This is a genomic window from Streptomyces sp. NPDC051636, assembly GCF_044453765.1.
GTDB lineage: Bacteria > Actinomycetota > Actinomycetes > Streptomycetales > Streptomycetaceae > Streptomyces.
The window spans coordinates 42,407-59,215 of record NZ_JBITDA010000037.1; the positions used below are offsets into that span (position 1 = coordinate 42,407).

A 16,809-nucleotide genomic window follows, 5' to 3' on the forward strand; every position below is an offset into this window, starting at 1 on the left:
GGGACACTTCCTTCACCGACGGGACAATCCCCTTATGTGGTAACCACGTACAACATCGCCTCATCGCCCGGCAGAGTGAGCCGCCCGCCCGCCAACTCGGTCGCCAGCCGCACCGCGCCGTGCAGCGGGTCACCTTGGGGCGGGACGTGACGCGCGTGCGGCAGCCGCCGCGCCAACTCCTCGCCCAGGGGTACGAGGAGCGGCGCGCCCAGTTTGACCAGGCCCCCGGTGACGGACACTTGGGGCTGCCCGGCCGGCGGGCAGACCGCGGCGGCGGACTCGGCGATGTGCCGGGCCGCCGCGCGCAGGATGCCGGCCGCGACGGGGTCACTCGCGGCGCAGGCGGCCACCCGGGGCGCGAAGGACGCGAGGACGGCGGGGCGGTCCGCGCGCGGGTAGAGCATGCCGGGCAGCCCCGGCACCGGGCCGAACTGCTCCTCGGCCCACGCCAGCAGCGCGGCCGAGCCGCCGTCCCGGCCGTCGTGGGCGCGCAGCGCGGCCTCCAGACCCGCCCGCCCGATCCAGGCGCCGCTGCCGCAGTCGCCCAGCAGATGGCCCCAGCCGTCCGCCCGTCGCCAGCTCGTCAGATCGGTGCCGAGCGCGATCAGTCCGGTGCCCGCGGCGACCACGGCACCGGCCCGCGGTCCCAGGGCGCCCACATAGGCGGTGACGGCGTCGGCGGCGAGCGCGACGGCCCGCACGCCGAGTTCGCGGGCCAGCGCGCCCGGCAGGTCGGCGCGCAGGGCGCCGCCCAGAGAGGCGAACCCGGCGGCACCGACGACGGCCGTGTCCAGTCCGCTCACCCCGGCCTCGGCCGCCAACGACCGGGTCATGGGCACCAGTTGCTCCATCAGATGCCCGGGGTCGATCCCCCGCGCACCCGTGCGGACCGGCTCCCGGGACTCCCGCCGCGCGGACGGACCACGCCCGGGGACGCCCACGACGACCCGCAGACCCGAGCCCCCCGAATCGACGGCCAGGAAGCCGGGCTCAGCCCCCGTACCGGGCTCAGCCCCCCGGCCGGTCACGGCAGGCGCCAGTCCACCGGCTGTCCCCCCTGCCGGATCAGCAGGTCGTTGGCCCGGCTGAACGGGCGGGAGCCGAAGAAGCCGCGGTCGGCCGACATCGGCGACGGGTGCGCGGACTCCACCGACGGCAGGTCGCCAAGGAGCGGACGGAGGCTGCGGGCGTCGCGGCCCCACAGGACGGACACCAGCGGCTTGCCGCGCGCCGCCAGCGCCCGTATGGCCTGCTCGGTGACCTCCTCCCAGCCCTTGCCGCGGTGTGCTCCGGGGCTGCGCGGGGCCGTGGTGAGCGCCCTGTTGAGCAGCAGCACGCCCTGCTGCGTCCACGGGGTGAGGTCGCCGGTGGACGGCTGGGGCAGCCCCAGATCCGCGTTGAGCTCGCGGAAGATGTTGATCAGGCTGGGCGGCAGCGGCCGTACGTCCGGCGCGACCGAGAACGACAGCCCGACCGCGTGTCCCGGTGTCGGGTACGGGTCCTGGCCGACGATCAGGACGCGGACGTCGTCGAAGGGCTGCTGGAAGGCCCGCAGAACGTTCGGCCCGGCCGGGAGGTAGGTGCGTCCCGCCGCGATCTCCGCGCGCAGGAAGTCACCCATCGCGGCGATCCGTTCCGCCACGGGTTCCAGGGCCTTCGCCCAGCCCGGCTCGACGATTTCATGCAAGGGTCGTGGTGCCACGGGCGTCACCCTACTGCCGTACGCGGTGCGGCGATCAAGCGGTGGCCTGAGGCCGACCGAGGATGACCGAACCGTCGACAGAGATGACCGCAATCTCCCTTCCCGTCCCTCGTGTTCGGGTTCTCAGCCCACGACCGCCGCCCGCACGCACAGCACGTCCGGCAGATGGGAGGCCAGCAGCCGCCAGCTGTCGCCGTCGTCGCCCGAGGCGTACACCTCGCCGTTGCGGTTGCCGAAGTACACGCCCGCCGGGTCCGCGTCGTCCGTGCAGAGCGCGTCCCGCAGCACCGTGCCGTAGTGGTCCTCCTGCGGCAGACCGGCGGTCAGCGGCTCCCAGGTCTTGCCCGCGTCCGGCGTGCGGAAGACCCGGCAGCGGTGGTCGGCGGGCACCCGGTCCGCGTCGGCGTTGATCGGGAAGACGTACGCGGTGTCGCCCCGGCGCGGGTGTGCGGCGACCGCGAAGCCGAAGGTGGACGGCAGGTCCGCGCCGATGTCCGTCCAGTGCGCGCCCCTGTCGTCGCTGCGGTACACCCCCCAGTGGTTCTGCAGGTAAAGGCGGTCCGGATTCGCCGAGTCCTGCGCGATCTTGTGCACGCACTGCCCGAACTCCGGGTTCGGATCCGGCAGGAACACCGCGGACACGCCCGAGTTGGACGGCGCCCAGCTCGCGCCGCCGTCCGTGGTGCGGAACACCCCGGCCGTCGAGACCGCGACGGTCACCGCCCGCGGGTCGCGCTGGTCGGTGACCACGGTGTGCAGGCCCTCACCGCCGCCGCCCGGCACCCACTGCGAGCGGGTGGGGTGCTCCCACAGCGGGCGGACCAGCTCGAAGCTCTCCCCACGGTCCTCCGAGCGGTACAGGGCGGCCGGTTCCGTGCCCGCGTACACCACGTCCGGCTCGGCCGCGGCCGGGTGCAGCTGCCACACCCGCTCCAGTGAGACGCCGGTGTCCTTGGGGAACTTGACGGCCGGCCGCGCCGGTTCGGTCCAGGTGCGGCCCAGGTCGTCGGAGTGGAACACCGACGGCCCCCAGTGCGCGCTGTCCCCGCCGGCCAGCAGCCGCGGGGTGCTGCCGCGGGTGTCGAGGGCGACCGAGTAGACGGCCTGCGCGTTGAAGTAGGGACTTTCGTCGAACTCCCAGGCGCCACCTCGCCGCCGCCCGATGAACAAACCCTTCCGGGTACCCACGGCGAGCAGTACCTCGGCCATGCCGATCACCTCCGGGACGTCTTCGTCACACGTAGTTTTCAGACATCGGCCAGTCTGCACCCCGGCACTGACAGTCACCTCTGGAAACATCGTCGCCGCAGGTCAGACGGGTCGAGTCGGCCCGTCACAAAGATCGGTGGGACGTCTTCGCGTCACCCGCCTGCGCGAAGCGGGGTTCTCGTGCGACCGTCGAATCGGGGGCTCGCCGTGAGCAACACGGGGACATCCCCCGTATGGGAAGGCGGTCGGGAAGGCGGCCGGTGTGTCCGTGCGCTCGTGAGGAGGATGCCTTTGAAGGCGTTCCGTGGTCCGAAGGTGTGGCTGTGGCGATGGCGGCGCAACCCGCTCAGACGCCGTGCCGACACGATGGAGGCCTGGCTGGTGCTGGGCGCCTGGCTGCTCACCGTCCTGACCGGGGTCCTGTCGGGGCTCGTGGCGTCCGGCTCCGTCGAGCACGGGCTGGCCCGGGAGCGCGCCGAGTGGCGCCCGGCCGTGGCCCGGGTCACCGCGAAGATGCCGGGGAAGGCGAACCCCGACGAGCGGGTGTGGGCCACGGTGCGCTGGACCGTGGCGGACGGCTCCTCGCACACCGGCCAGGCCCGCGTCGCGCCCGGCAGCAAGGCGGGCACCCCGGTCACCGTGTGGACCGACCCGCAGGGCCACCTGGTCACCCGCCCGGCCTCCGTCTCCCAGGCGCACCTGCGCGCGGGCCTGATCGGTACCCTCGTCGGCGTCAGCGCCGCCGCCGTCCCGTTCGTCACCGGCCTGACCCTGCGTGGCCGGCTGGAGCGCCGCCGCATGGCCGAGTGGGACGCCGAGTGGGCGCGGTTGGGACCGCAGTGGGGACGTATGACCGGATGAGGAGCGGGGCCGTCCCTCCGGAGAAGACGGCGGGACGGCCCCTCATCCTCCCGCCAGCACCCTCTCGCACACCCGGAGCAACTCCTCGTCGTTCTGTATGTCATGGCTCCCGTACCCGCCCATCCGCGCGGTGTGGCGCCGCGCGCCGGCCATCTCCGCTGCCACGAGGTCCAGCAACGGGGTGCCCGCCGGCCCCATGTCGGCGAGGCAGGCGGCGATGGTGACGCGGGTGTGGGGGTTCTCGGCCCAGGCCGCGCGGAACACCGGCAGGACGGGCTCCGGGTCCCCGCCGATACGCCACAGCGCGGCCGCGGCCGAGGTCCGCTCCCGCACCCGGCTCGCGGCGGTCATACGGCGCAGCGCCGGAAGCGCGGGGCGGGCCGCGGGCCCCAGCCGGGCCAGCTCCCCGGCGGCCAGGCGGCGCAGGCCGGACCGTTCGTGCGTCAACTCCCGCAGCAGCACCGGGAGTGCGACGGACACGTCCTCGCCCGCCGACCACAGCGCACCGGCGGCCGCAGCCGCGTACCCGGTGTCCAGCAGCCCCCGCAGCACCGGCACCGCCTCCCACGCTGCGGCCCCGAGGGCGTCCAGCATGCGGATCGCGTACCCGACGACGGTGTCCCGGGGACCGGGGCGGTCCGGCGCGGTGCGCAGCAGGCGCAGGACCTCCGGCACGGCCTCCGCGTCGCCCAGGGCCGTGAGCGCCGACAGCAGCGGCACGGCGCGGCCGGCGCGGTCGGGCCAGTCGCGGGCGACCTGCGCGAGCCGGCGCCGTAACGCGGGGGCGAGCGGGCTCGCGGCCCTCCCCAGGTGGACGACCGCGTGCCCCAGGTCGTCCGGCGGGAGCGGGCCCGCCAGCAGCTGGGCGAGGACGGGGACCGCCCGTGCGTCCCCCGTCCGGGCGAGGGCCTTGACCGGACCGCCCAGCGCGGGCGCCCCGCGTTCCCAGCGGCGGACCCACAGGTCGGGCCGGGACGTCACGAGGGCGTGGAGGTGGCCGGCGGCGGGCGCAGCCAGGTCGAACAGCTCGGACAGCACCGACACCGCCGCGTCCCGTAACGCGTCGTGCTCCTCGGCCAGTTGCGCGCCGAGCAGCGCCACAGGCCCGGTGTAGTCGGCACGCCACTCCCGCAGCAGCCCCGCCGACATCCACACCGCGTTGCACCGGTCGACCGGGGCCGGACTGGTCAACTGCCCGGTGAGCAGGGCGATCCGGTCGGCCACCCGGTCGTCCAGCGCGGTGTGCAGGGTCCGCAGCAGGTACGAGCCCTCCTCGTCCGAGGGCCGCAGCCGCCGGATCCGGCCGACGAGGGTGTCCGTGCCGGGGCGGTCCCGCTCGTCCGGACGGCCGCCGGACCGCTGCTCGGACCTGTCCCTGAGCAGCCGGACCACCGTCGGCACCAGGTCGGCCGGGAGCCGGTCGGGTGCCCCGAGCGCGAGCTGACCGAGGGCGGCGAGCCGCGGCCCGGGCCCGTACGGCGGGGCGCTCTGCGCGGCCAGGAGGTCCACCGCCGCGGCGGCGTGCGCGGGATGCCGCCGCACGAAGAGGCCCAGGCCCTCGGTGAGGGCGAGCAGGACCCGGTCGTCCCGCTCGACCGTGATCCGCTCCCGCAGCAGGCCCAGTACGCGGGCCGGATCGTCCAGGAACCGCACCAGCGCCGCCGGTGCCGCCCGCCGCACCCAGGGGTCCGGGTCCGCGGCCAGGGCGGCGAACACCTCGGCACCCGAGCGCACCGCGGCATGCGCCGGCGCCCGGCCCGCCCCGGCGCCCTCGCTTTCCGTGCCGATGCTCACCAGCAGCTCGACTATGCCGCCCCGGTCCGGCACCTCCGCACGGGTCACGAGGGAGAACAGGAAGGGAACGCAGGCGAGCGTCGAGTCGTACACGTTCCCCTGGTGGTGCACCGAGCCGTACATCCCGTCCAGCGCGCCCTCCCGCTCGGCCGGGTCCGCGGACGCCAGCCCTCTCAGCAGTGCGGGTACGTCCGCCGCGCTGCCGTACGCATGCCGCAGCGAGGCCCAGTCGACCTCGTCGATCCCCGTGAACACGTTGTCCTCCCAGGCGAGTGCCACCTGGTCGCGAGTCTGCACCACGCCACTGACAACGAAGCGGAATCGGGCGGCGACTGTGTGCGATCCGTCGGTTGGGACCGGCCACGGACCGTGTGCGGGGACGGAGGGATCAGTTCTGGCCGGGAACGTGCGCGGGAGTGCAGGGATCAGTTTCCGCCCGGCAGCGCCCGCGTCAGGATCGAGCCGACATCGGCGGCACCCGGCAGCGTGCCGAAGGCGTGTCCCCAGTCGCCGCCGAGCCGGGTGGCGCAGAAGGCGTCGGCGACCGCAGGCGGGGCGTGCCGGACCAGGAGGGAGGCCTGCAGCGCCAGGGCCATCTCCTCGACCAGCCGGCGGGCGCCCGCCTGGCCGGACCCGGCCACGCGGTCCTTGAGCCGGGCCACGGCCGCGTCCAGCCGGGCGTCCGCCCCGCGCGCGAGGGCGAGTTCGGCGAAGAGGGCCTCGGCGGTGGCGGGTTCCCGTCCCAGCGCCCGCAGCACGTCGAGCGCGTTGACGTTGCCCGAGCCCTCCCAGACCGACAGCAGCGGTGCCTCGCGGTAGTGGCGGGGCATGCCGGACTCCTCCACGTAACCGTTGCCGCCCAGGCACTCCAGGGCCTCCGCGGTGAAGGCCGGGCCCCGCTTGGTCACCCAGTACTTGCCGACCGCGGTGGCGATGCGCCGGAAGGCCTGTTCCCCGGCGTCCCCGCGCACCGCCCGGTCCGCCGCCCCCGCCAGCCGCAGCGTCAGCGTCGTCGCAGCCTCCGACTCCAGCGCGAGATCGGCCAGGACGTTGCGCATCAGCGGCTGGTCGACGAGCCGGGCGCCGAACGCGCCGCGGTGCCGCGCATGGTGGCCGGCCTCGACGAGCGTCTTGCGCATCAGCGCCGCCGCCATCATCACGCAGTCCAGCCGGGTGCAGTTGACCATCTCGATGATCGTCTTCACGCCCCGCCCCGCCGGCCCCACCAGCCAGGCCACGGTGCCGTCGAACTCGGGCTCGGAGGAGGCGTTGGACCGGTTGCCCAGCTTGTCCTTCAGCCGCTGGATGCGGAACGTGTTCCGGGTGCCGTCGGGCAGCACGCGGGGGACGAGGAAGCAGGAGAGACCACCGGGTGCCTGGGCCAGCACCAGGAACACGTCGCACATCGGCGCCGACGTGAACCACTTGTGCCCGCGCAGCGTGTACACCCCGGGCTCGGCGGTGGGCGTGGCCGCGGTGGTGTTCGTCCGGACGTCGGAGCCGCCCTGCTTCTCGGTCATGCCCATCCCGGCCAGCAGACCGCGTTTCTCGGTGGGCACCCGCAGCTCCGGCTCGTACTCCCGGCCGGTCAGCAGCGGCTCGTACACCTTCGCCAGCTCCGGCTGGGCGCGCAGCGTGGGGACGGCCGCGTACGTCATCGACGTCGGACAGCCGTGCCCGGCCTCCGTGTGCCCCCACACCAGCCCGCCGGCACTGCGGGCCACATGAGCGCCCGGCCGCTCGTCGGCCCAGGGCGCGCCCGCCAGGCCCTCGGCGACCGCGGCCCGCATCAGATGGTGCCAGCCGGGGTGGAACTCGACCTCGTCGATCCGGTTGCCGTACCGGTCGTGCGTGCGCAGCTCCGGCTCGTACCGGTTGGCCAGTTCGGCCCACTCCTGCGCCTCCGCGCTGCCGGCGCGCGCCCCGAGCCGCCGGATGCCCTCCTCGGCCCAGCCCGCGCCCTCCCGGCGCAGCCCCTCCAGCAGGGCCGTGTCCTCGGCGGCGTCGTAGGGGGCCAGGGGCGGAGCCTGGTTGGTGACGTCGTGCGTGGCGTGCTGCGGGTGCGCGGTTGTCTCGGCCATACGGTCAGTGTTGCACTATTTCTTCAGCCGCAGCAATGATGCAACATCCGGCGGACGGCCCGTACAGTACGTCTCCATGCACAGGAACGTCGGCGGGAAAGCGCGGACCGGCTCAGGAGAGGTCGAGCTGCGCCCCCTCTCCGCCCGCTCGGTGGTGCTGAGCCTGCTGCTGGGCACGCACCCGCCCGAGCTGCCGGTGAAGGACCTGGTGCGTGCGGTCGAGCCGCTCGGCGTGGGCGGGTCCACCCTGCGGGCCGCGCTCAGCCGGATGGTGGCCGCCGGGGACCTGCGGCGCACGGACGCCGTCTACCGGCTCAGCGACCGCCTGCTCAGCCGCCAGCGGCGGCAGGACGAGGCCGTGCACCCGGAGACCCTCCCCTGGGGCGGCGAATGGGAGATGGTCGTCGTCACCGCGACCGGCCGCGGCCCCGCCGAACGCGCCGACCTGCGCGCCCGGCTCACCGCCCTGCGGCTCGCCGAACTCCGCGAGGGCGTCTGGCTGCGGCCCGCCAACCTGCGCCGAACCGGCACCGACGACCTCGGCGACGTGGTCCGGCACTTCACCGCCCGTCCCGAGGAGCCCGCCGGCGACCTGGCCGCGGCCCTGTGGCCGCTGGACGCCTGGGCGGACACCGCCAGGGCGCTGCTCGCCCACGTCGCCGCCACCGACCGCCCGGCCGACCGCTTCACCGCCCTCGCGGCCGTCGTACGCCACCTCCTGGCCGACCCGGTCCTGCCTCCCCGGCTCCTGCCCGCCGACTGGCCCGGCCCGGCCCTGCGCGCCGAGTACACCCGCCACCAGCGGGAGTTGACGGACGCGATGCTCGGCCGGGCCGGGTAGGCGCTGGAAGGCGGTCGTACGAAACGCCGTCATGTGCGCCTCGTACGATCCCCGTCGGGGGGAGGGTTACTTGTAGGTGATGTCCGAGCTGGAGCACTTGCAGCAGGTGCCGCCGGCGCCCGTGCCGTTCGTCGTCGGCTCCGCGCCTGTGCCGTTGCCGATGTACTTCTGGCAGGGGATGACCTTCTTGCTGGTGTCACCCGCGATGGTGATGATGTCCTTCAGGGTCGCGCTGTCGCCGTAGTTGGTGTTGGTGCCGACGAGCCGGCTGCCCTCGTAGGTCGCCGCGATGGTGCTGAGGTTGATCGTGCGCTTGTACTGCGTCTTGCAGTTGCCGCACGACCGGACGAAGGTGCCGAAGCGGTCGCTTCGACGCGGTGATCGACCATACGGAAAGCCGGCCGGGGCGGTGCCGACGGGGCTGTTTCAGGAGCTGAGCGGGACACCGTGAGGGAAGCCCGCGGTCACCGGCGCGGCTGCCGGCCGCCGCGGGCTTCCCGCACGACCCGGCGCCACGACCGGATGAGGTCGGGGATCTGGTCCAGGAGGCCTTTCAGGACGTAGACGAACACCGACGCGATACTCGCCGCGCTCAGGATCCCCAGGACGATCTGCGACTCCATACTCGGCCCTTCCTGCGGGTGCGAGGATGGTCGAACCGAGCGCGAGCGCATGCGGGATGGCAGGTGTCTCAGGTCGACCACCCGGAACAACGGTGATCAACTGAGGCCCTGCCGGCGTGCAGGCCGCGTGTGAAGTTGTCGCGATTGACGAGCCACCGATCACCTCGGCGGCCACGCCCGTCAGGGACGCCGGACCCATTCCCGTCGCAGTCGGCGCTGCCGACCGTGCGGTGGGGAGTGTAGCCACCGAAGCGGCGGACCGGCGAGACCCGCGCGCCCGGCGTCCCTCACGGCGACGGGATTCGGCCACCGCCTCACACGGACCGGTGGTACTGCTCCGGCACCCGCACCTCGCCCCCGAGTTCACGCGCCGCGTGCCGCGCCCACGACGGGTTGCGCAGCAGCTCGCGGCCGAGCAGGACCGCGTCGGCCTCGTCGTTCAGCAGGATCTTCTCGGCCTGCTCCGGGTCCGTGATCAGGCCGACGGCGGCGACCGGGAGCGGGGTCTCGGCCTTGACCCGGGCGGCGAAGGGGACCTGGTATCCGGGGCCGGCGGGGATGCGGACACCGGAGGCGTTGCCGCCGGTGGAGACGTCGAGGAGGTCGACGCCGTGGGCCTGCAGCTCGTGGGCGAAGCGGACCGTGTCGTCCGGGGTCCAGCCGCCGTCCTCCAGCCAGTCGGTGGCGGAGATGCGGAAGAACAGCGGCTTGTCCTCGGGCCACACCTCCCGTACCGCGTCGACGACTTCGAGGGCGAAGCGGATGCGGTTCTCGTACGAACCGCCGTAGGCGTCGGTGCGGTGGTTGGAGTGCGGGGAAAGGAACTCGTTGATCAGGTAGCCGTGGGCGCCGTGGATCTCGGCGATCTCGAAACCGGCGGCGAGGGCCCGGCCGGCCGCCGTCGCGAACTGTTCGATGACTGAACGTATCTGATCGGTCGTCAGCTCGTGCGGCACCGGGTGGCGGTCGTCGAACGCGACCGGGCTCGGGCCCAGCGGCTGCCAGCCGCGCGCGTCCGGCCCGAGGGGTGCGCCGCCCTTCCAGGGCCGGTCGGTGGAGGCCTTGCGGCCGGCGTGGGCGAGCTGGATCGCGGGCACCGTGCCCTGCGCGGCCAGGAAGCGGGTGATCCGGCGGAACGCCTCGGCCTGGGTGTCGTTCCAGATGCCCAGGTCGTACGGCGAGATCCGGCCCTCGGGCGAGACCGCGGTGGCCTCGACGACGACCAGTCCGGTGCCGCCGGTCGCGCGCGCCGCGTAGTGGGCGAAGTGCCAGTCGTGCGGGGCGCCGGTCAGCGGGCCCTCGGGAGCGGCCGAGTACTGGCACATCGGGGGCATCCAGACCCGGTTCGGGATGGTCACTTCGCGCAGGGTGTAGGGCTCGAAGAGCGCACTCACGGCGGACTCCATTCGTCACGGGACCGGTGGTCTGCTCGTACGATAGGCGTCGTAGTACGGCAACTGTCAAATTACGATGGACCTCGTACAATGGAACCTGGACGGGCCCGGAGGGCCGGACGAGAGGGAGCCGCCGTGACCAGCACCAGCGCGACCAGTCGCGACCTTCCGCACCCGGCCCCCGAGGAGATCCGCCTCGAAGGCGTGCTGCACGCACTCTCCGACCCGCTGAGGCTGCAGATCGTGCGCGAGCTCGCCGCCCGCGGCGACGAACTCTCCTGCTCGGACTTCGACGTGCCGGTCACCAAGTCCACGACCACGCACCACTTCCGGGTGCTGCGCGAGAGCGGCGTGATCCGCCAGGTCTACCGGGGCACGGCCAAGATGAACGGCCTGCGCAAGGACGACCTAGACGACCTCTTCCCGGGGCTGCTCGACAGCCTCCTCGCCGCCGCCGGCCGGCAGGCCGTCCGCCTCGGCGACAGCGCCTGAACCGTCCCGCGCGGGGAGGTGGTTGAACAGCAGGTTCAGTACGATCGCGGTCACGCAGCCCGCGCTGATGCCGCTGGTCATCACCGTCTGGAACCAGTCCGGGAACTTCGCGTACACCGCGGGCACCCCCACCGGCAGCACACCGACGGCGACCGAGACGGCCACCACGGTCAGGTTGTTGTTGCCCTTGAAGTCGACCTGCGTCAGCGTGCGCAGGCCACTCGCGGCGACCGTGCCGAACATCACCAGGCCCGCGCCGCCCAGCACCGGAGCCGGTATCGCCGCGACCACCGCGCCCAGCTTGGGCAACAGCCCCAGCAGCACCAGGATGCCGCCGGCCGCCGCGACCACCCAGCGGCTGCGCACCCGGGTCATGCCGACCAGGCCCACGTTCTGCGCGTACGCCGTGTACGGGAAGGTGTTGAACACGCCCCCGAGGACGGTGGACAGCCCATCGGCGCGCAGCCCGTCCGCCAGCGAGCGCGGCTCGACCCTCCGCCCGGTCAGCTCACCGACCGCGATCAGGTCACCGGTGGTCTCCGTCATCGTCACCAGGGCCACCACCAGCATGGACGCGATCGCCGAGGCGTGGAAGGCGGGCGCCCCGAAGTGGCACGGCGTGCTGATGCCCGCCCAGTCGGCGTCCCCGACCCCGCCGAAGTCCGTGAAACCGAACGGCACGGCCACCGCGAGTCCCACCGCTATGCCGATGAGCACCGCGATCCGGCTCAGGAACGCGGGCGCGAACCGCTGCACGCCGATGACCACTGCCAGCACGAAGGCCGCCAGCGCGAGGTTCTTCGGCTCTCCGAAATCCTTCGCGCCGGCGCCGCCCGCCGCCCAGTTGCCCGCGACCGGAAGCAGTGAGAGACCGATGATCAGGACCACGGTGCCGGTGACCAGCGGCGGGAAGAAGCGCAGCAGCCTGCCGAAGACCGGCGCCAGCAGCACGATCGCCAGCCCCGCGACGATCACGGAACCGTAGATCGCGGGAAGCCCGCCGCCCGTCGTCCCGATCAGCACCATCGGCGACACCGCCGCGAACGTGCAGCCCTGCATGATCGGCAGCCGCACGCCGAACCGCCAGAAGCCGACGCACTGGATGAGCGTCGCGATCCCGCACACCAGCAGGTCGGCGGTGATCAGATACGCCAGGTCCGCGGGCGACAGCTTCATCGCACCGCCCACGATCAGCGGCACGGCGACGGCGCCCGCGTACATCGCGAGGACGTGCTGCAACCCGAGGGCGGCCAGTTGCCGGGCGGGTGGGACTTCGTCGACGGGGTGCACGGGCGTGGTCGTGGCCATGGGCACTCCAGAGCGGCGGTGGGGGAGGACATCCGAACAGCACAAGACCGTAAGGGGCTTGCACAGTTTGTTGATTTACGGGCTGTTGCCGGTGTGTGTCCTGCCCACCCGGATGCCGCCGACTCTGCTACGGGGCCGCCGTCCGCGCCGCCGCCAGCAGTGACTCCCAGTCGGCCAGCTTGACCACACTCCGCCCGAGCGAGGCCCCGAGTTCCGCCTCGGCCCGCTCGATCGCCTGCCATCCCGCCCACGGCACGGGCTCGGTCCCGGCCGTCCGCAGCACCGCGACGGGATCGTCCGGCACCGCCTTGTGTACGAGCACGGGGGCGTCCGCGAGCAGGGACGTCACCGTCTCCTTGGCGCACGGGCGGTTGCTGCCGATGACGCCCGTCGGGCCGCGCTTGATCCAGCCGGCCACGTACTCGCCCGGCGACACGGCGGACCCGCGCAGGACCCGGCCCTCGATGTTCGGCACGGTGCCGCTCGACGCGTCGAACGGCAGTCCCTCCAGCGGCACCCCGCGATACCCGACCGAGCGCAGCACCAACTGCGCCTCGACGTCCTCGAACAGGCCGGTGCCCGTGACGCCGCCCTGCCCGTCCGGTGCGGTCCGCTCGAAGCGCACCGCGCCCACGCGCCCTCCCTCGGCGAGGAGTTCGACGGGCCGCAGACAGAAGCGCAGCCGGATGCGGCGGGCCGCGTCCCCGGGCGGCCGTGCCGCCCAGCCGCGCAGCACCTCCACGTTGCGCCGCTGGGCCGCGGGCAGCCCGGAGGGGTCGACGTACGCCGGGTCGAGCGCCAGCTCGGCCGGATCCACGGCGACTTCGGTGCCCGGCAGGCCGCCCAGCTCGCGCAGCTCCTTGGTGGTGAAGCGGGCCTGCGAGGGACCGCGCCGGCCCACCATCTGGACCTCCCGCACCCCGCTCGCCGCCAGCGTGGTGAGCGCCGCCTGCGGCATGTCGGTCGGGCTCAGCTCCGCCGCGCCGCGGGCCAGCATCCGGGTGACGTCCACCGCGACGTTGCCCACGCCGATGACCACGGCCGACCGGGCGCCGGTGAGGAAACCGGCCTCGACCGCGTCCGGGTGCGCGCTGTACCAGGACACGAACTCGGTCGCCGACCAGCTGCCCGGCAGGTCCTCGCCGGGAATGCCGAGGTGCCGGTCGGTGGCGGCGCCCACGCAGTACACGACCGCGTGGTACAGCTCCCGCAGCCGCTCGACGGGCAGCCCGCCGGGGCCGCCGACCCGCACACCCCCGAGGAACCGCACCCGATCGTGCTCCAGGACCGTGCGCAGGCTGCCCTGCAGCGACTTGATCTTCTCGTGGTCCGGGGCCACGCCGTAACGCACCAGGCCGTACGGGCACGGCAACCGGTCCAGGACGTCGACGAACACCTCGGAATCCAGCTGGACCAGGCTCTGGGCGGTGTAACACCCGCTCGGCCCGGAGCCGACGACGGCGACACGCATGGCTCCAGCATTGCACCACGGGGGCTTCTCTGACAGAGGCCGACAGGGTGACGCGGCAGGGCGGCGGACGGGATCGGGCGAGCAGCGAGGCCGGTCGGCCGACGGGATCGGGCGGGAGGCGAGGCCGGGCGGGACGCGTTCCGGTCTAGCGGGCCTCCGGCTCCTCGTCCGCCCGTTCCCCGGCCCGCGCCCGCGGCGCGGCACACGGCCGCTCCTCCGTGGCGAAGAACCGCGACAGGTCCTTCTCGCACGCTCCCTCGGCCGGCGCCCCGGCCCCGGGCGGGACGCCCAGCTCCCAGTCGAGCCGGTAGCGCTTGAACAGCTCCTCCCGCAGCATCGGAATCGGCATCGCCAGCCCCGGCACCAGCGCCGCGTACACCGCCCCCATCAGCAGCGCGCGCAGCAGGGGATAGTCGGCTCGGACGTCCGGGGAGCCGTACCGGGCGACCGTGTCGCTCAGCAGCTCGGACAGGCGCCGCTGCTCCGGGCACTGCACGAGGCCCTCGGCCTGCAGGAGCCCGGCCATGTGCTGGCGCATCAGCACGGGCCGGTCCCGGGCCAGGCCCAGGATCGCGTCGATGGCCCGCGCCAGCCGCTCGCACCCGTCGTCGGTACGCGGCTCGCGCTCCAGCGCCTCCTCCAGCGTGCGGTGCATCAGCCGGTGCACCGCGGACTGCACGAGCTGGCGTTTGCCGGGGAAGTAGTACGACACCAGTCCGCGCGCCGAACCCGCCCGGTCCGCGATGTCGCCCAGGGTCGTGGCCTCGTACCCGTGCTCGCCGACCAGCTCGACCGCGGCGTGCAGCAGCCGCTCCCGGGAACGCCGCCGCAACTCTTCATTGACCGAGGCGCTGCGCGGGGACATGCTGGAAACTCCTGTGTTGACTGGCTGCCAGCCAACTATACTCAACGGACAGGCACCGCTCCGCGCGGCGCCTGCTCAGGGCTGCCGTCCGTCTGGGGCGACGCGGGGGATCGTCTCAGGCGGACGGCGCGGTGTGCCCGGTACGTGCCCCAGCGTGCACAGACCCCTCGCCTCCTCGCCTCTTCCGTCGCACGACGACCGTCCCGTCCCTAGAGTTGGGCACGGGTGCCGAGCGAAGGAGCGTGCGGACATGGAACAGGACCAGCGGATCCTGGCCAGGATCGCGGAGATGGTCGAGGACGAGCACAGGCTCCGGGAGGCGCTCGCGGCCGGAGAGATCGACAGCGACACGGAACAGCAGCGGCTCGGCCATCTGGAGCGCGAACTCGACCAGTGCTGGGACCTGTTGCGGCAGCGCCGCGCCAAGGCCGAGTTCGGGGAGAACCCGGACGAGGCCCGGGTCCGCTCCGAGTCCGAGGTCGAGGGCTACGAGGGCTGAATCGCGCGCAGGCCCGGCGGGGCTCAGCCCACCAGGTCCAGCACCGGCAGCAGCGCGTCCGGCCGCTCGGACACCGGCAGGTGGTCCACGAAGTGCACCCGGCACCCGAGGGCCGCCGCACCGCCGTCCGCCGGCCGGCTGTCGCCGACCATCAGCACGTCCCGCGGATCCACGCCGAGCGCCGCGCAGGCCGTGGCGAAAAGCCGCGGGTCCGGCTTCTGCACGCCGTGTTCGTACGACAGCACGTACGCGTCCACGTACGCGTCGAGCCCGTGCTCACGGAAGACCGGGCGCAGGTCCCAGCCGATGTTGCTGACCACGCCCACGCCGATCCCGCGCTCGCGCAGCGTACGCAGCACGTGGGCGGCGTCGGGGTACGGCGACCAGGCCCGCGGGGTCATGTGCCGGTCGTACAGCGCGTCGTACAGCCCCGGATCGGGCAGCGGCACCCGACGGGACAGGCCGGTGTACGCGGCCCGGTGCAGTGCCGCACTCTCGTCCCGGACCGCCCACACGCCGGCGAGGTCCGCGGGCAGTTCGGCCGGGGCCGCCCCGCCCGGCAGCGCTCCGGCGGCCTCCAACGCCTGTGCAGCCTTGGTCAGTTCCGGCTCGGGAAGCTCCAGTGCCGACTCGGCCACGGCGGCGCGCAGCCAGGACTCGGTGGACTCGATGCGGAACAGGGTTCCGGAGAAGTCGAAGAGGACGGCGGTCATGCGCGGGACTGTACCCGGCGTGCTGTCCGGCGCGGGGCGGCCGGGGTGGGCCGAACGGGACCGTCCGTCAGTGAGAGCGTGCCCTGGCGCCCCACGGCGACTCGTGCGCCGCGACCGCCACCGCCACCACCAGGCCCCCGAACAGCCACCCCCCGACCACGTCCGACGGCCAGTGCACGCCCAGCCACACCCGGGTCAGACCGACGCCCACCACGGACACGACGGCCACCGCCAGGGCCGTACGCCGCAGGGCGCGCCCGGCGCCGAAGTGGTGGAGCAGCCACAGCAGGAGGCCGCACACCACGGTGGCGGTCATGGCGTGACCGGAGGGGAAGGCCGCGTAGTGCGCGGAGTCGACCGGGTCCGGCCAGACCGGGCGGGGGCGGTGGACGGCGGCCTTGAGCGACTGCTGCACCACCGTGGTCACCGCGCAGGTCACCGCCAGCCACACGGCCGTCCACCATGCCGCGCGGCGCCACACCAGCCAGAGTGCGGCCGCCGCGCACAGCAGACGCATCGTCAGCGGGTCCCATACCCAGTCGGTCAGGATGCGGAAGACACGGGTCGCACCGCGGTCCCCGACCGCCCAGCGGTGGGTGGCGCGGGAGACGTCCCCGTCCAGGGTGATCAGGGGGTGCCATCTGGTCGCGACCAGCGCCAGCAGCAGGGCGGAACACAGCGCGAGCAGCGAGGCGGTGACGGCGGCCGCGCGGTACTCCTTCGGGCGGCGCGGGGAGTCGACGGACGGGTGGCGCATGCTGCGATCTTCGCCGAAGCGGGGGGTGGGAGGCCAGTGCAGGGTCTCTTGTGACGCCAGACCCGTCGTGCGGGCCGGCCGGGCCCCGGGCGCCCAGTGACAGGCCCTAGAAGGCGGATGAAGATGTTGGGTTCTGGCCCTGCCGCGTGAGCGGTAGGGCCAGACTCGTTGTGTGGCGATGGGTGAGTGGGTCGGCGAG

The 16,809-nt window shown here is 73.7% G+C and carries 16 protein-coding genes and 1 pseudogene; 4 read left to right on the forward strand and 13 right to left on the reverse strand.

Features of this window, described 5'->3' with window-relative positions:
* Window positions 1-32 precede the first annotated feature (32 nt).
* The 3 genes from ACIBBH_RS37905 to ACIBBH_RS37915 all read right to left on the reverse strand — a co-directional run bounded on the left by ACIBBH_RS37905 (window position 33) and on the right by ACIBBH_RS37915 (window position 2,911).
* Window positions 33-1,028, reverse strand: a complete 996-nt coding sequence (locus ACIBBH_RS37905; protein WP_399412767.1) for an N-acetylglucosamine kinase — start codon at window positions 1,026-1,028, stop codon at window positions 33-35.
* Window positions 1,025-1,702, reverse strand: coding sequence for a uracil-DNA glycosylase (locus ACIBBH_RS37910; RefSeq protein ID WP_399412769.1), 678 nt, complete (start codon window positions 1,700-1,702; stop codon window positions 1,025-1,027). The genes ACIBBH_RS37905 and ACIBBH_RS37910 overlap by 4 nt, the downstream gene beginning before the upstream one ends.
* Before the next feature lie 123 nt (window positions 1,703-1,825).
* A complete protein-coding gene (locus ACIBBH_RS37915) occupies window positions 1,826-2,911 on the reverse strand; it encodes a WD40/YVTN/BNR-like repeat-containing protein (RefSeq protein WP_399412771.1) in 1,086 nt (361 codons plus the stop codon).
* Between the two features lie 285 nt (window positions 2,912-3,196).
* Here ACIBBH_RS37915 and ACIBBH_RS37920 point away from each other — a divergent pair, with 285 nt between their 5' ends.
* Complete coding sequence (locus ACIBBH_RS37920; RefSeq protein ID WP_399412773.1) at window positions 3,197-3,772, forward strand: hypothetical protein; 576 nt, start codon at window positions 3,197-3,199, stop codon at window positions 3,770-3,772.
* 42 nt (window positions 3,773-3,814) lie between these two features.
* Here the strand turns inward: ACIBBH_RS37920 and ACIBBH_RS37925 are convergent, their stop codons facing one another.
* Window positions 3,815-5,821 carry a HEAT repeat domain-containing protein gene (locus ACIBBH_RS37925; protein ID WP_399412799.1) on the reverse strand — a complete coding sequence of 669 codons (2,007 nt, stop codon included), beginning with the start codon at window positions 5,819-5,821 and terminating at the stop codon, window positions 3,815-3,817.
* Between the two features lie 170 nt (window positions 5,822-5,991).
* Window positions 5,992-7,647: an acyl-CoA dehydrogenase family protein gene (locus ACIBBH_RS37930; protein WP_399412775.1), complete on the reverse strand. Its 1,656-nt coding sequence runs from the start codon at window positions 7,645-7,647 to the stop codon at window positions 5,992-5,994.
* A 76-nt stretch (window positions 7,648-7,723) separates the two neighbouring features.
* Between ACIBBH_RS37930 and ACIBBH_RS37935 the strand changes: the two genes are divergently transcribed.
* Window positions 7,724-8,488, forward strand: coding sequence for a PaaX family transcriptional regulator C-terminal domain-containing protein (locus tag ACIBBH_RS37935; protein ID WP_399412777.1), 765 nt, complete (start codon window positions 7,724-7,726; stop codon window positions 8,486-8,488).
* Window positions 8,489-8,554: 66 nt separating this feature from the next.
* Here ACIBBH_RS37935 and ACIBBH_RS37940 read toward each other — a convergent pair.
* From ACIBBH_RS37940 to ACIBBH_RS37950, 3 genes and pseudogenes are all read right to left on the reverse strand, one after another.
* A pseudogene (locus ACIBBH_RS37940) lies at window positions 8,555-8,848 on the reverse strand (pectate lyase); the annotation flags it as partial.
* A 104-nt stretch (window positions 8,849-8,952) separates the two neighbouring features.
* Window positions 8,953-9,111, reverse strand: coding sequence for a hypothetical protein (locus ACIBBH_RS37945; protein ID WP_399412779.1), 159 nt, complete (start codon window positions 9,109-9,111; stop codon window positions 8,953-8,955).
* 314 nt (window positions 9,112-9,425) lie between these two features.
* Window positions 9,426-10,505 carry an NADH:flavin oxidoreductase/NADH oxidase gene (locus ACIBBH_RS37950; protein ID WP_399412781.1) on the reverse strand — a complete coding sequence of 360 codons (1,080 nt, stop codon included), beginning with the start codon at window positions 10,503-10,505 and terminating at the stop codon, window positions 9,426-9,428.
* Between the two features lie 135 nt (window positions 10,506-10,640).
* On the opposite strand from ACIBBH_RS37950, the gene ACIBBH_RS37955 reads away from it, so the two are divergent.
* Window positions 10,641-10,997, forward strand: coding sequence for an ArsR/SmtB family transcription factor (locus ACIBBH_RS37955; RefSeq protein ID WP_399412783.1), 357 nt, complete (start codon window positions 10,641-10,643; stop codon window positions 10,995-10,997).
* Here ACIBBH_RS37955 and ACIBBH_RS37960 read toward each other — a convergent pair.
* The 3 genes from ACIBBH_RS37960 to ACIBBH_RS37970 all read right to left on the reverse strand — a co-directional run bounded on the left by ACIBBH_RS37960 (window position 10,914) and on the right by ACIBBH_RS37970 (window position 14,641).
* A complete protein-coding gene (locus ACIBBH_RS37960; protein ID WP_399412785.1) occupies window positions 10,914-12,305 on the reverse strand; it encodes a nucleobase:cation symporter-2 family protein in 1,392 nt (463 codons plus the stop codon). The genes ACIBBH_RS37955 and ACIBBH_RS37960 overlap by 84 nt on opposite strands.
* A gap of 127 nt (window positions 12,306-12,432) precedes the next feature.
* Window positions 12,433-13,776 carry an FAD-dependent oxidoreductase gene (locus tag ACIBBH_RS37965; RefSeq protein ID WP_399412787.1) on the reverse strand — a complete coding sequence of 448 codons (1,344 nt, stop codon included), beginning with the start codon at window positions 13,774-13,776 and terminating at the stop codon, window positions 12,433-12,435.
* A gap of 145 nt (window positions 13,777-13,921) precedes the next feature.
* Complete coding sequence (locus tag ACIBBH_RS37970; RefSeq protein WP_399412789.1) at window positions 13,922-14,641, reverse strand: TetR/AcrR family transcriptional regulator; 720 nt, start codon at window positions 14,639-14,641, stop codon at window positions 13,922-13,924.
* A 250-nt stretch (window positions 14,642-14,891) separates the two neighbouring features.
* Between ACIBBH_RS37970 and ACIBBH_RS37975 the strand changes: the two genes are divergently transcribed.
* Entirely contained in the window at window positions 14,892-15,140 is a 249-nt protein-coding gene (locus tag ACIBBH_RS37975) for a DUF2630 family protein (protein ID WP_399412791.1), read from the forward strand.
* A 23-nt stretch (window positions 15,141-15,163) separates the two neighbouring features.
* Here ACIBBH_RS37975 and ACIBBH_RS37980 read toward each other — a convergent pair whose 3' ends face one another.
* Both ACIBBH_RS37980 and ACIBBH_RS37985 read right to left on the reverse strand, forming a co-directional pair.
* A complete protein-coding gene (locus ACIBBH_RS37980) occupies window positions 15,164-15,853 on the reverse strand; it encodes an HAD family hydrolase (protein ID WP_399412793.1) in 690 nt (229 codons plus the stop codon).
* Window positions 15,854-15,920: 67 nt separating this feature from the next.
* On the reverse strand, window positions 15,921-16,610 hold the full coding sequence (locus tag ACIBBH_RS37985) for a phosphatase PAP2 family protein (protein WP_399412795.1): 690 nt from the start codon (window positions 16,608-16,610) through the stop codon (window positions 15,921-15,923).
* Window positions 16,611-16,809 lie beyond the last annotated feature (199 nt).

What these genes read in the sequence shown, in the direction of transcription:
- ACIBBH_RS37975 (WP_399412791.1), top strand. Translation starts at nt 14,892, where the DNA reads ATGGAACAGGACCAGCGGATCCTGGCCAGGATCGCGGAGATGGTCGAG.
- ACIBBH_RS37945 (WP_399412779.1), bottom strand. Translation starts at nt 9,111, where the DNA reads ATGGAGTCGCAGATCGTCCTGGGGATCCTGAGCGCGGCGAGTATCGCG.
- ACIBBH_RS37915 (WP_399412771.1), bottom strand. Translation starts at nt 2,911, where the DNA reads ATGGCCGAGGTACTGCTCGCCGTGGGTACCCGGAAGGGTTTGTTCATC.
- ACIBBH_RS37960 (WP_399412785.1), bottom strand. Translation starts at nt 12,305, where the DNA reads ATGGCCACGACCACGCCCGTGCACCCCGTCGACGAAGTCCCACCCGCC.
- ACIBBH_RS37930 (WP_399412775.1), bottom strand. Translation starts at nt 7,647, where the DNA reads ATGGCCGAGACAACCGCGCACCCGCAGCACGCCACGCACGACGTCACC.
- ACIBBH_RS37965 (WP_399412787.1), bottom strand. Translation starts at nt 13,776, where the DNA reads ATGCGTGTCGCCGTCGTCGGCTCCGGGCCGAGCGGGTGTTACACCGCC.
- ACIBBH_RS37935 (WP_399412777.1), top strand. Translation starts at nt 7,724, where the DNA reads ATGCACAGGAACGTCGGCGGGAAAGCGCGGACCGGCTCAGGAGAGGTC.
- ACIBBH_RS37920 (WP_399412773.1), top strand. Translation starts at nt 3,197, where the DNA reads ATGCCTTTGAAGGCGTTCCGTGGTCCGAAGGTGTGGCTGTGGCGATGG.
- ACIBBH_RS37980 (WP_399412793.1), bottom strand. Translation starts at nt 15,853, where the DNA reads ATGACCGCCGTCCTCTTCGACTTCTCCGGAACCCTGTTCCGCATCGAG.
- ACIBBH_RS37970 (WP_399412789.1), bottom strand. Translation starts at nt 14,641, where the DNA reads ATGTCCCCGCGCAGCGCCTCGGTCAATGAAGAGTTGCGGCGGCGTTCC.
- ACIBBH_RS37985 (WP_399412795.1), bottom strand. Translation starts at nt 16,610, where the DNA reads ATGCGCCACCCGTCCGTCGACTCCCCGCGCCGCCCGAAGGAGTACCGC.